The 14,875-nt window shown below is 46.2% G+C and carries 11 protein-coding genes and 1 pseudogene; 5 read left to right on the top strand and 7 right to left on the bottom strand.

The genetic code is table 11. The features are described from left to right. Nucleotides 1–5: 5 nt before the first annotated feature. From comGC to comGA, 3 genes are read right to left on the bottom strand one after another with little or no spacing between them, the layout of a single operon-like run. Nucleotides 6–323: a competence type IV pilus major pilin ComGC gene (gene comGC / locus BM101_RS04760; RefSeq protein WP_087031984.1), complete on the bottom strand. Its 318-nt coding sequence runs from the start codon at nucleotides 321–323 to the stop codon at nucleotides 6–8. Then, nucleotides 323–1,396 (bottom strand): competence type IV pilus assembly protein ComGB, encoded by a 1,074-nt coding sequence (comGB, locus tag BM101_RS04755; protein WP_087031986.1) that lies wholly within the window; start codon nucleotides 1,394–1,396, stop codon nucleotides 323–325. Before comGB ends, comGC begins: the two co-directional genes overlap by 1 nt. After that, nucleotides 1,347–2,390: a competence type IV pilus ATPase ComGA gene (gene comGA / locus BM101_RS04750; RefSeq protein WP_245825634.1), complete on the bottom strand. Its 1,044-nt coding sequence runs from the start codon at nucleotides 2,388–2,390 to the stop codon at nucleotides 1,347–1,349. The genes comGB and comGA overlap by 50 nt, the downstream gene beginning before the upstream one ends. Nucleotides 2,391–2,744: 354 nt before the next feature. Here comGA and BM101_RS04745 point away from each other — a divergent pair, with 354 nt between their 5' ends. Continuing rightward, complete coding sequence (locus BM101_RS04745; protein ID WP_177194383.1) at nucleotides 2,745–3,296, top strand: DUF2798 domain-containing protein; 552 nt, start codon at nucleotides 2,745–2,747, stop codon at nucleotides 3,294–3,296. A 219-nt stretch (nucleotides 3,297–3,515) separates the two neighbouring features. On the opposite strand, the gene BM101_RS04740 is transcribed toward BM101_RS04745, so the two are convergent. Continuing rightward, on the bottom strand, nucleotides 3,516–4,250 hold the full coding sequence (locus BM101_RS04740) for a YebC/PmpR family DNA-binding transcriptional regulator (protein WP_087031992.1): 735 nt from the start codon (nucleotides 4,248–4,250) through the stop codon (nucleotides 3,516–3,518). Between the two features lie 64 nt (nucleotides 4,251–4,314). Continuing rightward, nucleotides 4,315–4,812: a VanZ family protein gene (locus BM101_RS04735; RefSeq protein WP_087031994.1), complete on the bottom strand. Its 498-nt coding sequence runs from the start codon at nucleotides 4,810–4,812 to the stop codon at nucleotides 4,315–4,317. Between the two features lie 109 nt (nucleotides 4,813–4,921). On the opposite strand from BM101_RS04735, the gene BM101_RS04730 reads away from it, so the two are divergent. The 3 genes from BM101_RS04730 (at nucleotide 4,922) to BM101_RS04720 (ending at nucleotide 10,793) form a co-directional block, all read left to right on the top strand. Beyond that, entirely contained in the window at nucleotides 4,922–6,733 is a 1,812-nt protein-coding gene (locus BM101_RS04730; protein ID WP_087031997.1) for a M3 family oligoendopeptidase, read from the top strand. A 246-nt stretch (nucleotides 6,734–6,979) separates the two neighbouring features. After that, the gene (gene trhO / locus BM101_RS04725) at nucleotides 6,980–7,963 is read left to right on the top strand and encodes an oxygen-dependent tRNA uridine(34) hydroxylase TrhO (protein ID WP_087032000.1); all 984 of its coding nucleotides are present in this window, start codon (nucleotides 6,980–6,982) and stop codon (nucleotides 7,961–7,963) included. A gap of 139 nt (nucleotides 7,964–8,102) precedes the next feature. Continuing rightward, a complete protein-coding gene (locus tag BM101_RS04720) occupies nucleotides 8,103–10,793 on the top strand; it encodes a transglycosylase domain-containing protein (protein WP_087032003.1) in 2,691 nt (896 codons plus the stop codon). A 191-nt stretch (nucleotides 10,794–10,984) separates the two neighbouring features. On the opposite strand, the pseudogene BM101_RS04715 reads toward BM101_RS04720, so the two are convergent. Further along, nucleotides 10,985–12,025 (bottom strand): annotated as a pseudogene (locus BM101_RS04715) (IS4 family transposase). 454 nt (nucleotides 12,026–12,479) lie between these two features. Further along, on the bottom strand, nucleotides 12,480–13,493 hold the full coding sequence (gene ccpA, locus BM101_RS04710; RefSeq protein ID WP_087032005.1) for a catabolite control protein A: 1,014 nt from the start codon (nucleotides 13,491–13,493) through the stop codon (nucleotides 12,480–12,482). A 218-nt stretch (nucleotides 13,494–13,711) separates the two neighbouring features. Here ccpA and BM101_RS04705 point away from each other — a divergent pair, with 218 nt between their 5' ends. Continuing rightward, a complete protein-coding gene (locus BM101_RS04705) occupies nucleotides 13,712–14,827 on the top strand; it encodes a M24 family metallopeptidase (RefSeq protein WP_245825636.1) in 1,116 nt (371 codons plus the stop codon). Nucleotides 14,828–14,875 lie beyond the last annotated feature (48 nt).

Genomic DNA, 14,875 nt, shown 5'->3' with positions numbered 1-14,875 from the left:
GACTATTATTTCAGGGATACTTCTCCGGCGGTAATCACCAATTTGGCGGTCGCTTCCGTAAATTGCTTTTGGTTAATGTATTTATCCGCTTGCAGTTCGGCAAACGTACCCGCTTCTACCCCTTTATCCAATTCATACATATCGGCCTGGGCTTGCACAACCGTCTGCAGAGCCGCGTTCCCCTGCGCTTCAATCGCATTTTTTTTGCCCGATAAATTCGGGATGATAAGCAGCATGAGCACCGAGATAATGAACAGGACCAAAACCATTTCGATCAGAGTGAAACCTCTTTTATTGTTTATTTTCTTCATGAATTTCCCCATCAATAAATTCCTCCTAAACTCGAAAACATCGGCATCAATAAAATCAGGTAGATCGACATCACAATGACGGCGACCAACAGAAACAGGACGGGTTGCAGCAAACCGATTTTTTGCTCAATGTCGGCAATCAATAGCCGGAAGCATTCCTCGCTATACATGGTCAACTTCACCGGCAATTGGCTGGTCAGTTCGCCATGGTAGACGATCCAGCCGAATTCTTCCTTAAAAATCGGGTAACGTTTGATGACGATGGTCAGACTCTCCCCCTGGACCAGCCCCTCCTCGATCATCCGGGATATTTCCTTCATCCATTCCGTACCCTCCTCTTCCTTCATGAGGGTAACGATTTGGTTCAGTTGCATGCCGTTTTTAAAAAAATAGGCATATTCCCTGCTGAAGAAAAAGGAATAGTACAATTGCACCCATTTCCCCAAAACGGGCAACTTGATGAACAGCAAAGATTTTTCGAAAGCTGTCTTCTTTTTCAAATATTCCTTTCCAAGGATGTACGAGAAAGCCAGCAGCGCCAGCCAGCTAGCGGTGATGATCGGCAAATGATTCAGGAAAAAGAGAATGATTGTCACGAGCCCGTTCACGGTTTCCGCGTTGGGGCCCATCATGCTTTCCAGGCTCGGTAACAGGACTTGCCTGATCGCAAACAGCATGCCGTTTGCAAACAAGAGCAGAAATGCGGGATACACCATCACTTTTTTCAGCTTCGCTATTTGCTTGTCTTTCTCGGTTAAAAAATCCGCGCAGAAAAGCAGCGTTTCATTGAAACGGCCATGCAGCAAGGCTAAGTGTAATTGGGAGACGATCTGTTTCGGGAAGCCCAAAACGGCGAGCGCGTCCGGCAAAGAGTTCCCGGCTGCAAGCTCCGCCATGATTTCCCGGATGGCTTTCTCCTTTTTCGGCTGCATGATTCCGAGGAAAGACAATCCTTCAGCGAGCGAGAATCCCTCCTCCAGCAATTCTCCCAACCGTCTCAGGAAATACGCTTGTTCCTTTGTGCGCCAGTTCTGTTCAGATGAGGTTTTCGAGAAAGTTCTTTTGAGAGATATAGCCGTAGGCATAGGCTTTCCGCAATTTGTCGTTCAACGACACGAATTGCTTTTCCACCTCCCCTTCCTGGATATGCCTTTGCAGATTTTTTCCGTCGAGTATTTCATAGATGGCGGCGGCTTTTTCATTCACGGAAAAATGCCGGCAATGGATGGAACAGCTCCCCTGGCAGTACGGACAGCTTTTAGGGATCAGCCGCTGGGACACGATAGCCAACAGCGTCTGTTTCATTTGCTCATCGGAAACCCCCAACTCTTTCAGCCTCTCCAAAACACCAAGCGATTCTTTCGCGTGAATCGTGGCAATGACCAGATGACCGGTCAAAGCGCTCCTCACAACCATTTTGGCGGTCTCCTCGTCCCGGATTTCGCCGATCACCATGATATCGGGGTGGTGCCGCAGGGATTGTTTGATCAGGATTTCATAGGACACGCCGCCATCCTCATTGATTTCGGTTTGCAGGAATAAGGGCTCCTCGATTTCCACAGGGTCCTCCATCGTGATGATCTGTAAAGGCTCGGATGCATATTTCTTGCGGAGCAGATGGTAAATCGTCGTCGTTTTCCCGGAACCGGTAGGGCCGGAAAAAAGGATCAGTCCGCTTTTATGGTCCAACATCTTCTCCAGTTTCTTTTCATCCGACGGGAAAAAGTTATGCAATGTCTTCTCCTCGGTGCTGTTCGCATAGAGCATCCGTATGACCAGCGATTCCTGGTAGCGGAAATTGGCGATCGTCGATAACCGCAGTTCTATTTTTTGGCCGTTCAAACGATATCGCGCCGAACCCGATTGCGGTTTTCTGCGTTCCCCGACATTCATGTTCGAAAGGAATTTGAAATAGGAGATGAGCCGCTCCCCTTTTTCGATGGACATGCCGGATATTTTCGTAAGACCGGAACTGACGCGGAAAAAGAGTTCGTATCGGTCCTCGTAGGGCAACAGATGAATATCCGAAACGCCCATTCTCATCGCGCTGGACAGCAACTTTTCGGCCTTCTCCTCCACTTCCTCACCTCTTTTCTTTTCGCCGACACCCATAATATTTGCACATCTGGCTGTATCGCTTTAATATTTTTTTCTTTTTCATAATCGTCCGCTATGCTACGCCGGGTGGGAGTATCCTGCAAAGGCAAAGGCCAAGACCTGCCACCACCAATCCAAAGTGTAAATATTTTTACATTTTCATTCATTGCTCCCGAATTAAAAAAATTTCATTCACCTCATTTGTTCCAAAAACAAGATAGCTGAAATTTCAACAACCGAAGCATAATGATTTCTCATCAAATTCTTACTTACACAAAAATATAATTTTAGATATTATAAATTTAGAAATAAAGAAAGAAGGCGATTTTCATTACTATGCAAAGCAATAAAAAAGAAGAACTCGTTACATTGGAAGAAGAAAATAGATTACCTCAAAATGGTAAAGAAGGATTATTGTATGGCGCTATCATCACTGTCATCACGTGTTTGGTTATGAGTACACTGAATATCGGCACAAGTTTTGGAAGATTGGACAAAGAAGTATTGACGATAATTCTTAAATGTATACCGATTGTTTTTGTTATCGCTATGCTCCTGGAAAACTTCGTTGTCGGACGCATTGCAGAAAAATTAGCACACAAATTCTCGGAACCTACAGATGGATTCAACGCCAACATTTTATTCAGAATTTTGTTTACGGTAACCGGAATGTCTATATGCATGACGATCATTGGCGATATGGTTGGGCATGGCATCAGCTGGGGATCATTTGAAAGATTCCCGTCACATTGGCCAAGAAACTTTGCCGTTGCGTTATGGTGCGAGCTGTTAGTGGCTCAACCACCCGCAAGATTCGTTATGAAAAAGTTGCATGAACAGCAAGAGCGCACATTGGCTATAGACGCTGGCGCAATCAATTTTGATTGACCATCGCTATCATTCTTCTCATACTCGCAACAATTAAAGCTAAGGTAGATAAAAAATAGGACCCTACAGGCAAGATTGACAAAATCAATTTAGCCTGTAGGGTCCTATTTTGTAGTTTCCGGATCAGCAATTTTACAAAGCAACAAAATGGCAGCTCGCCTTTCTATTTATACAATAGAAAGGCGAGCCGCCTCAACTCTGTCTATTCACTGACGTTCCTTATTCTTCCTCTAAGTCCGCGTTGTGGAAATATTCAGAGACGTCTTCATCTTCATCCAATTTTTCCAGCATGGTACGGAATTGTGTTTCTTTGTCCGGATCGATGGCAACCTGCGTTTGCGGCACCATCGTGATTTCGGCTTCCGCCAAAATATATCCTTCAGCCACTAAAGCATCACGGACATCATTGAAATCAGCTGGATCTGTGTATATTTCGAATGCTTCATCACTTGTTTGAAGCTCTTCTCCGCCTGCCTCTAAGACGCTCATCAACATAGCATCTTCATCGACTTCCAAGTCTTCACGGTCGATGGCGATGTATCCTTTGCGATCGAACATATAACTGACCGAACCACTCTCACCCAGCGCTCCGCCATTTCTATTGAAAGCGACTCTAATGTTCGTAGCTGTACGGTTGCGGTTGTCCGTCAATGCGTGTACCAATACGGCAACGCCGTTAGGACCATATCCTTCATACGTGATTTCTTCGTAGTTTTCGCCTTCGCCAGCGGAAGTCGCTTTTTTGATTGCGCGATTGACGTTGTCGTTCGGCATATTGGCAGCTTTCGCTTTATCTATGATCAAGCGCAGGCTTGGATTAGATGAGGGATCTGGACCGCCGTTTTTTGCAGCCATATAAATTTCTTTCGATATTTTTTGGAAAAGCTTTCCGCGTTTTTGGTCCGCAGCTCCCTTTGCACCTTTAATTTTACTCCACTTTGAATGTCCTGACATTCAGATCCCTCTTCTCTTCATAATTTACTCACTCATTTTATCAAATGTACCACCTATTGGCAAATCAGTTTCGCGTTTTTTTGCTGTTCGTCAACATCCAGCTGACAAATATCGCAAGCGAGATGCTGATGCCGGCCAAGATGACATCCTCTTTCAGTGCGAATACCGGCGATGTAAGCGTCTGATGGAACTCATCCGCAGCTGCATAACTGACCGCCAACAGCCACGAAACGACGCCTGGTACCAACCGCCCCCTGATCCGCCCCGACAACCCGATGAACCAAAGATACGCCAGAATGAAATAGGTGATGAACAGCCAAATTTTATTACCGAAAAACGCCACGAAACCGAAATAGCCCAGCGCTTGCAGGCTGACCAGTTGTTCCCCGTATTGAAAAGTGAACGTTGAGAAAAGTGCTGTGAATGGCTGCGATTGGAACAAGCTCTGCATGACGGCAGGCAAAACATAGGCGGATTGGATAAAGGTGGAGCGGTAAAAAATATACCCCATCACGATAAGCGCTGCCACAATATAGGAAGTGCTTCTTTGTTCTTTTAACATATATCTTCCCCTTCCAAATTTTTTGTTGATTATTTTGTATTTCCCAGTAAGTTGATATAAAGTGTTATTATGCATAAATTTAATATAAGATTAAGAAAGGATGTTTTCCATGAAATATAGTCTAAATTGGGACTTGAATGCCATTTTTGAAGGCGGCAGTTCTTCCCTGGCACTCCAAGATAAGATCCAATCCATCAAAAGTGATTTGGTGAGATTCGAAAAAGGGGCGGATGCTTGGGATGCGAAAAAAGATAAACCCGACTACCCAACTTTTCAACTTATCCTGAAACAGGAGGAACAGCTTACGAAGGCACTAGAACAATGCCGCACTTTCATTACGGCTGTGCAATCAGCCGACGTTCATGATACGAAAGCAAGTGCGATTCACGCTACAATAACCCAATTGTACAGCAATTTCTCCATTATTCAAACGACATTCCAAAAAAAATTGACCGTCATTTCCGATGCCGATTGGGAGCAGCTGGTCACCCTGCCCGCCTTCAGGCCCATCGCATTCGCACTGACCGAATTACGTACGCAAGGCGCTCGCCTCCTGTCCGAAAAGGAAGAGGCGCTGTTGTCCACGCTGCGTGTCGATGGCTTCAACGGATGGAGCTCCCACTACGATACCCTCGTCTCCTTCATCAAGATCCCTTTCGAGGATGAAATGGGAACCATGACGGAACTGTCGGCCGGCCAAGCCATGAACCGCATGTACTCCAATCCCGATCCGGCGATACGCAAACAACTATTCGCCGAGTGGGAAAAAGCCTGGGGAGGCCTGGCACCCGCCTTTGCCGACACATTGAACCACCTTCAGGGTTTCCGCTTGGCGGATTTCGCAGCCCATCATGATGCCGATTTCCTTGTCGAGCCCCTTCGCTATAATCGCATCAAACGCGAGACGCTCGATACGATGTGGCAGGCCATTACCGCCAAAAAGCAACCCTTCCTGGCTTTTTTGAACCGCAAAGCCGCTTTGATGGACAAGGAGAAACTTGCTTGGCACGACATCGATGCCCCCGTTTCGGTCGGCGCTTTCGAAGCAAAAACGTTCAGCTATGACGAAGCGGTCGATTTCATCATCTCCAATTTCGCGAAATTCGGTCCCAAATTATCCGCGTTCTCTAAAATGGCAGTCGAAAACCGCTGGATCGAAGCGGAAAATCGTGCCGGCAAACGCCCCGGCGGCTATTGCGAAGACCTGCCGGAATCCGAAGAGTCCCGCATCTTCATGACCTTCACCGGATCAGCAAGCGACATGAGCACATTGGGCCACGAATTGGGGCATGCTTTCCATTCCCATGTGATGCGCGACCTGCCGGCGTTGAACACGCACTATGCGATGAACGTAGCGGAAACGGCTTCCACCTTCGCGGAAACGGTCATCAGTTCTGCCACCGTCCAATTGGCCAGCAGCGAAGAAGAAAAGATTTCGCTTTTGAATACGAAACTCGAAAACGCGACCGCCATGTTCCTGAATATCCATGCCCGCTTCCTTTTTGAAAATAATTTTTATGCGGAAAGACAAAACGGTTTCGTCACCGTGGAACGCTTATCGGAGCTGATGACAGCAGCCCAAAAGGAAGCTTACCAAGACAACCTGAGCGAATACCATCCCTTATTCTGGGCAAGCAAACTCCACTTCTTCATCGATGAGGTTCCTTTCTACAATTTCCCGTATACCTTCGGCTTCCTGTTCAGCCTGAGCATCTATGCCGAATCGTTGAAGAATCCCGCAAACTTCGAAGAAAAATACATCGCTTTATTGAGGGATACGGCAGCCATGACGACGGAGGACCTCGTGCTGAAACACCTGCAGGCCGACATCACCCGACCCGATTTCTGGGAGCAAGGCTTGACCATCACGGCAAAAGATGCCGAGGAGTTCATCCATTTGACCGATAAATACATCAAATAATCGCGTTCCAAATAAAAGCATTCCGCAAACCCAAACCATTGCAACGCTTTTTCAACGGCTGTGGAAATGCAAAGCTTTGGTTGTCCATTTTTGAATAAAGTTGGCATTGCCCTACGGCGATGGCGTCGCACAATTCTGAAGGGCTGCAATAGATATACATCACAAGCATTTTTTTGGCTTTCCACTTACGAAATGTGTATAATTCTAAAACGTTCGATAACATTTAGAATCATCAGGAGGAGAAGTATGGAAAAAGAATATCGCGTCCTACTCTATTACAAATACACACCTATCGCGGAAGCTGAAATTTTCGCTGAAAATCATCTGGCATTCTGCAAGGAAACCGGCCTGAAAGGACGGATACTGATTGCGGAAGAAGGCATCAACGGGACTGTCTCAGGTACGATTGCACAGACGCAAGCCTATATCGACCAGATGAACGCAGATCCGCGCTTCGCAGACATCACTTACAAAATCGACGAAGCGGATGGGCATGCCTTCAAGAAGATGTTTGTCCGTTACCGTCCGGAAATCGTATCGCTCCATCTGGAAAAGGACAATCTCGATCCGAATGAAGTGACCGGCGAATATCTTTCCCCTGAGGCTTTCCGTAAGGCCATCTTGGATGAGAACACCGTTGTGATCGATGCCCGCAACGATTACGAATATGATCTGGGGCATTTCCGCGGTGCCGTGCGTCCGGAAATCCGCAATTTCCGTGAATTGCCGCAATGGATCAGCGATAACAAGGAACAGTTCATGGATAAACGCGTCGTCACTTATTGCACCGGCGGTATCCGTTGCGAAAAATTTTCGGGTTGGCTGGTGAAGGAAGGCTTCAAGGACGTCGGCCAGTTGCATGGCGGCATCGCTACCTACGGCAAGGACGAAAACGTCAAGGGCGATCTGTGGGACGGGAAGATGTACGTGTTCGATGAGCGGATCAGCGTAGACATCAACCGCGTCGAACACGTCATTGTCGGCAAGGATTGGTTTGATGGCACGCCTTGCGAAAGATACGTCAACTGCGCAAACCCCAGCTGCAACCGTCAAATGCTGTGTTCCGAAGAAAATGAGCATAAATATATGCGCAGCTGCAGTCCTGCATGCCGTGCCCATGAACCCAACTATTACGTTCAAAAAAACAATTTGACGCGTCCGGAAGTGGAAGCGCGGTTGGCAGCCCTCGGGGAAAGCTTTGCTGTAACCGACGCCGCTGCTCGACAATAATTGCATATTTGCTCATGCCGGATAGTAATCAGACTATTATCCGGCTTCTTTTTGTCTCCGGCACCCTGATTAAATAGTCACACCGAGGCTTTTTTGTTATACTAAGGACTGAACTACCTGAGAATGAAAGAGGGATTTTATGGATAATCCAAACGGAAAGGGATTTGGGGAATGGCTTGATAAGCTTCAGCGATTCTTGAAAAATCTTTCAACTACAATAAAAAAGTCGTTTCAGCGTACTATTACGAAGCAGAACGCGGACGACGCAGCACAAAAAGCATTGCTTGGGGAACAAAAAACGCCTAAACGGATGGACCGCCTGAAATTGTCTGCCCGTGCGATGAAACGGAAACTAGCGACCGAGACCAATTTGAAACAACTCTCAGCAAAAGTCGCATTCGGATTCAACGTCTTTTTTGGCGTCATCCGTAATCTTTTCACCGGCTTTATTTTGATCCTCGTTCTGCTGGGGATATTCGGCGTCGGAGCCGGACTCGGATACTTTGCCGACCTGGTTTCGAAGGAGACCCCACCGTCCCGGGAAAGCATGGCGGCCGCGATAGGGAATGTAGAGCTGGTCTCCACGATGTACTACGCCAGTGAAGAGCCTATTTCCAAAATACGGACAGATTTGGTACGGACAACCATCAGCTCGGAGGAGATTTCACCCCTCATCAAAGAAGGGCTCATCGCTACCGAGGACGAAAACTTCTATGAACATGAAGGGATCGTACCAAAGGCCATTCTGCGCGCTCTGGTCACAGAATTGACGGGAATAGGCAGTCAATCGGGCGGATCGACCATCACGCAACAGCTCGTCAAGCAACAGATTCTATCGAACGAAGTAACCTTTTCCAGGAAAGCCAATGAAATTTTACTGGCCTTGCGCTTGGAGAACTTCTTTACAAAAGAAGAAATTTTGACAGCGTACCTGAATGTTTCCCCATTCGGCAGAAACAGCAGCGGTTCGAATATCGCCGGCATTGAAGAAGCTGCAAAAGGCATATTCGGGGTACATGCCTCGGAAGTAAACTTGCCTCAAGCTGCATTTTTGGTGGGGATTCCGCAAAATCCTTACACCTATACCCCATTCACACAATTTGGGGAGAGAAAAGAAGACATAACGCAAGCGCTCAATCGGAAAAATACGGTGCTGTATCGCATGCTCAGCGAGGGCTACATCACCCAACAAGAATACGACGAGGCTTTGGCCTACGACATCACGCAAGATTTTATTCCGACTCATGCCAATACCCAAGACAGGAACAGCTACTTGTATCAGGCCGTCGAAAGGGAAGCTATCCTTACTTTGATGGAAGTTGCCGCAGCGAACAACAATCTAACGATGGATGATCTGGAAGCGGATGTAGAACTATATAATCAATATTATGCCGAAGCCGATAACGAGCTCCGCCTGTCTGGCTACAATGTGTACAGCACCATCGATAAGGATCTCTACAACGGCATGCAGGAAGTTGCGGATGTCTACGGTGATACCTTAGGCCCAACCTACGTGGATTCGTATGTCGACGAAAATGGCACGACCCAAGAAGTCACCGAACTGGCACAAACGGGCAGTGTCCTCATTGAGAATAGTACCGGTAAAATCATGGGATTCATCGGCGGCCGTGATTTCTCCGTCAATCAAGTCGACCACGCCTTCAGCACCAATCGTTCGCCCGGTTCTACGATTAAACCTTTGTTGGTTTATGCTCCTGCAATCGAACAAAACTTTTTGTATCCTGCCTCGATGGTTCCCGATACAAAAATAAAAGTTCTGCAACAGGATGGGACTTACTGGGAACCGACCAATTTTGGCGATAAGATTTCGAACAGTTTCATGACGGCGCGTCAAGCCCTATATCAATCCAAGAACAACCCTACCATAAAGATCTACATGCAAATGAACGAATTAGGGCTTGAGCCCGCACAATATTTGAAAAAAATGGGGATCGATTCCATCGATGAATCGGAATACAGCAACCCGTCCCTTGCAATCGGGGCAACCAATGGTGGACCTACCGTATTGGAACAAACCAGCGCCTTTACGACCTTTGCAACGGGCGGAGAACACATCTCCCCCTATCTTATCGAAAAGATCACCGATAAACATGGCAATGTCATTTACCAGCACGAAGCAGAGTCAACCGAGGTGTTTTCTCCGCAAACCGCTTATCTGACGCTGGACATTTTACGCGATGTTGTAACGGATGGGACAGCCCGTTCGATCAACAAGCAACTGGACTTTAGCGCGGACTGGGCTGGGAAAACCGGTACTTCTGAAGCGAACCGGGATATATGGTTTATCGCCAGCACCCCGACCATCACCTTAAGCTCCTGGATGGGATATGACAATTATAAAGAGGAACACGTTTTTTATGATCCTGACAATCAAGGTCTCCCAACCGGGCGGAATTTAGCCTACTGGTCGCATCTGGCGAATACGATTTATTACATCAATCCTGATTTAGTGGGCGCAAGCCAAACCCATGAAAAACCGGATGGCATCGTGGAAAAATCCGTTGTGGCTGAAACCGGAACATTGGCAGGCAAAGTTACCTTGCCAAATGGCCAAAGCGTCACGATCAGCGGCGAGCAGAAAACAGACCTCTTTAAAGCTGATGCATTGCCGGTTGAACTGTCGTATGGCTTTTCACCCGGAGCCACAGCCGAAGATTTGACGACATTCTGGAATAAATACATGACCCAAGTGGACACGGTCAAACAAACTGCTTCCGGAGCAGCTGGCGCTACGGGCAATGCCCCTGAAGAGGCAGCAGTTGTTACGGAGCAAGCCCCTGCAGCAACCGAAGCGGTGCCTGCCGAGTAGGTCTTCGCATTCAAGTAAACATAGAGCCAACAAAAAAAAGCTGAATCATTAGATCAATGTCATTAACTTAAGGGTATTGACAAATAAGAGACAGGAGAAATGGGAGAATACCTCTCCTATTTCTCCTGTCTCTTTTGTTTCTGACAATCGAAGACACACCAAAGTAAGGCAACTCCAGGGAGAAAGTTGCCCTAATATGTGTAACGATAAGATCGTCTGGATTTGTTCACCGGGCTCTTCCTTTTGACCGCCCTGTGTGGGCGGACGGGGACAAGGTGCTTGGTAAGCAGTGCACTCATTTGTTCGAAACTTTCTCTCCGTTGTTCGCGCGTTTCACTCATGAGCGATCGGATGAAATAGGTCTTCACGATTCCGATGGCGATGCTGAGATTTCGTTTCATTTCATATTTATAACGCTCTTGGGGGATTTCTCTTGTTTCGCTCACTTCGATCAGGTGAAGCATCGTCAGGTTGTACAACCAGACACTACAATAAATGTCCTGAAGGATCAGCCGTTCCCGGATGCCGCTGAACTCCTCTAACTTCATCCGGTTTTTCAGTACGTTGTAGGCAGTTTCGATTCCCCACCTCAAACGGTACACTTCATTCAAATCGTCGGATGAAAATTCTGCGGGTGTTACATTCGTCAAAAGGACTTCGTCCTCCATCTCCTCGCTGTCCTGCTTGCGAAGCGGGATTTTTACAAATCACAAACGATAAACCGTGCTCATCAAGGTCGCCCGGAAAGTCCGGTCATTCCGGTAGTCGTTTGTCTGATAACTATTAAAGGTGACTTCAAAGGTTTGGTCTTGCCCGACAGATAGCTGGCTGGAATAGCGCTTTAAGTTCTGGTGATCCATCCGCATCACAAATTTCTGCCCGTCCTGGATCAGTTGGTGGACCAGACGCATTGAGAAATAGGCGCAATCAAACACGGTGATGGTCGGCTGCCGGAGCGTTTCTTTCAATACGTGGAGGTGTTGCGAAGCCGAGTCGCGTTCGCTGCTCTTGTACGGACCGACAGACGTGTCAATCACCAATTTGTTGATACAATCATAAAGTAGGGAGACGGATGCCATCACCGGATTGGCGGATGCCTTGGGGTTAGGAGCCACACCGTATTTCCTGGCGTTTTCCTCCGTGGAGGGCAGGATGATGTCAGAGCCGTCTATCGCGGTCACAATGTAGCCGTTCAGCTTGACCAACTGGTCATCGTTCTCTTCATAAACCATGGACAGGTAGTCAGTCATCATCAGCCGGATGGCTTTGGGGTTGTAGTTCATTCGGGCCTTATAAAAAGCGACGGTCGAAATGTCGAGGGGTTTCCCCTGATTCTCGTAGAAATTTAAGAGTTCGCAAAATTGGGAGTTCCCCTTTTGCGCAAACATTTGAAGCATCAATGCGAGCGGAGTCGTTTTCCTTTTTCGGGTAAAGGCTTGCGGGTTCCCTTCGCGGATATCTTCCAGATAAATAGTTTGGGCCTCTTCAATATATTCCTGGAATGCCATTAGTTGGATCGCCATTTTTGAGCCCTCCTTTTAATTTATAAACCATCCTCTCTACATTAAGTATAACGGGAAACATGAAGAGGAGAAACAAATTCATAATCTCATCATAAAAAAAGCGAGAATGCATAATTTGAATGCATTCTCGCTTTTTTTGTTGGAAATAGAATAAGTAGATTGCTTATTTTCCTTCGTTGCTTGTTGTTCCTCTGTAAATAATTTTATAAGGTAACGTTATTGATTTTTCATCGATTTCTTCTTTGTTCATGATTTTTGTCAACAGACGCATCGCTACAGCACCTATATCATAAAGTGGTAACATGATGGAGCTTAATTTTGGTCTCGCCATTTCTGTGATTTTAGAATTATTGCTTGCAACAATTTCAAAATCTTCAGGAACATTCAAGCCTGCATTGATTACGCCGTTCAATATGCCGATTGCCAATTCGTCGCCTGCTACATAAGCAGCATCCACGCCTTCAGCGATCAATTTTGCAGCTAATTCTTCCCCGTTATGAAGATTTGGCTCCAATTCAAAAACAATCGATTCATCGTAAGCTTTGTTTGCATTGATCAAAGCATTTTTATAGCCCTTCAATCGGTGTTGTCCGTTGATCGGGTTAGATAAAGGAGCGGAAACAAATGCAATTTTATTTTTGCCGTTTGCAATCAATTTCCCGATTACTTCTTCAGTCGCCGCAATGTAATCGATGTTGACGCTGCCTACTTGTTGCTCAGGATCGATGGTTCCCGCAAGTACAACGGGCGTTTTTGAGCGGGAAAACTCCGCACGCAATTCATCAGTGATTTTATTGCCCATGTAGATGATTCCGTCTACTTGTTTCGCCAATAGTGTGTTCAATACTTGAATTTCTTTGTGTTCATTTTCATCGGAATTCGCCAAAATGATGTTGTATTTATACATTGTTGCAATATCATCGATACCACGGGCTAATGAAGCGAAGAATAAATTCGTAACATCAGGGATAATAACCCCTACTGTTGTTGTCTTTTTGCTTGCCAATCCTCGTGCTACTGCATTGGGTCTGTAATCCAAGCGTTCAATTACTTCCAACACTTTTTTGCGTGTTGAAGGTTTAACATTCGGATTGCCATTCACTACGCGGGAAACCGTTGCCATGGAAACATTAGCTTCGCGAGCGACATCGTAGATTGTAATCGTTTGTTTTTCCATTTGTGATGCTCCTATCCTATATACTTTTCATTTTAATTTTTCGTTTTTCAACAAAATATTGTAAATAACGTCATTTTCATATACGCTTATAAAGAATTTAACATGCTTTCACCCTAAATGCAAGCGTTTTACAAAGTTTTCATGAAAATTTCATATTTCATGATTCAAATTTTCAACGTCAAATATGTGCTATAATAAAGAAAAAGGAAGGTGTTATTATGCAAATGCCATTAAACCGTATTGTTGATTTAATGAAGAAACAAGATATCGATATCGTTTTTCTGAACAATCCACGAAATGTTTTTTATGTATCCTCTTATATGAGTGATCCGCATGAAAGGATTTTAGCAGCTATTCTCTTTAAGGATGAAAAACCGCTTCTATTTACCCCCGCACTTGAAGAAAATGACGCAAAAAAAATAGCCTCTGAATATGACATCTTCAGTTATTTGGATACGGAAAACCCTTGGGAAATCATCGTAGCTAAACTGCAAGAAAAAAACGTGCCATTAAAGCGATGGGCAATCGAAAAAGATTTCTTGACGGTCGAAAGATTGGAGGCTCTGAAGGAGGCTTTCCCATCGGCTGCCTTTGATTTTAACATCAGTACAACCATACAAGATATGCGTTTAGTAAAGAACCCCCAAGAATTGGCAATCATGAAAAAGGCAGGCTATTGGGCGGATCAAGCGCTTCAAATCGGGGCTAAGGCACTTCGCGAAGGCATTACTGAAGCGGAAGTTGTTGCTGAAATCGAGTATCAGATGAAGAGAAGAGGCATCTCAGAAATGAGCTTTGATACGATGGTGCTATTCGGTGAAAACGCGGCTAGCCCGCACGGAACCCCCGGCGAAAAAAAACTGCAAAAAAATCAGTTCGTCTTATTCGACCTTGGCGTCATGTACGAAGGCTATGCGAGCGATGTGACGCGCACCCTCTTCTTCGGGGATGAACCGACGGAGCATCAAAAGGAAATATACAATTTGGTTCTCTCGGCCCATGACGAAGCGATGGCTGCTGTTCGTGTTGGCATGAAAGCCAGCGCGCTGGATGCTGTGGCACGAAATGTGATTGCGGTCGGCGGTTACGGCAAATACTTCAACCACCGACTCGGGCATGGCTTGGGCCAAGGGGTTCATGAATTTCCCTCCATCATGGAAGGAAACGACATGGAAATCTTGGACGGTATGTGTTTCTCCATCGAACCGGGTATTTATCTTCCTGGCGATGTGGGTGTCAGAGTCGAAGACTGCGGATACGCATCGCCGGAAGGATTTGTTTCCTTCACTGAAACACCGACGGGCATTGCAACTTATCTGGAATTAATCAAATAAGGCTAGACAAACAAAGAAACCGGAGATGGCTCTCCGGTTTCTTTGTTT

It is taken from the genome of Trichococcus palustris (assembly GCF_900114465.1).
Lineage (GTDB): Bacteria > Bacillota > Bacilli > Lactobacillales > Aerococcaceae > Trichococcus > Trichococcus palustris.
Note: the sequence above shows the minus strand (reverse complement) of the source record. Positions and strands in the feature narration are given on the sequence as shown.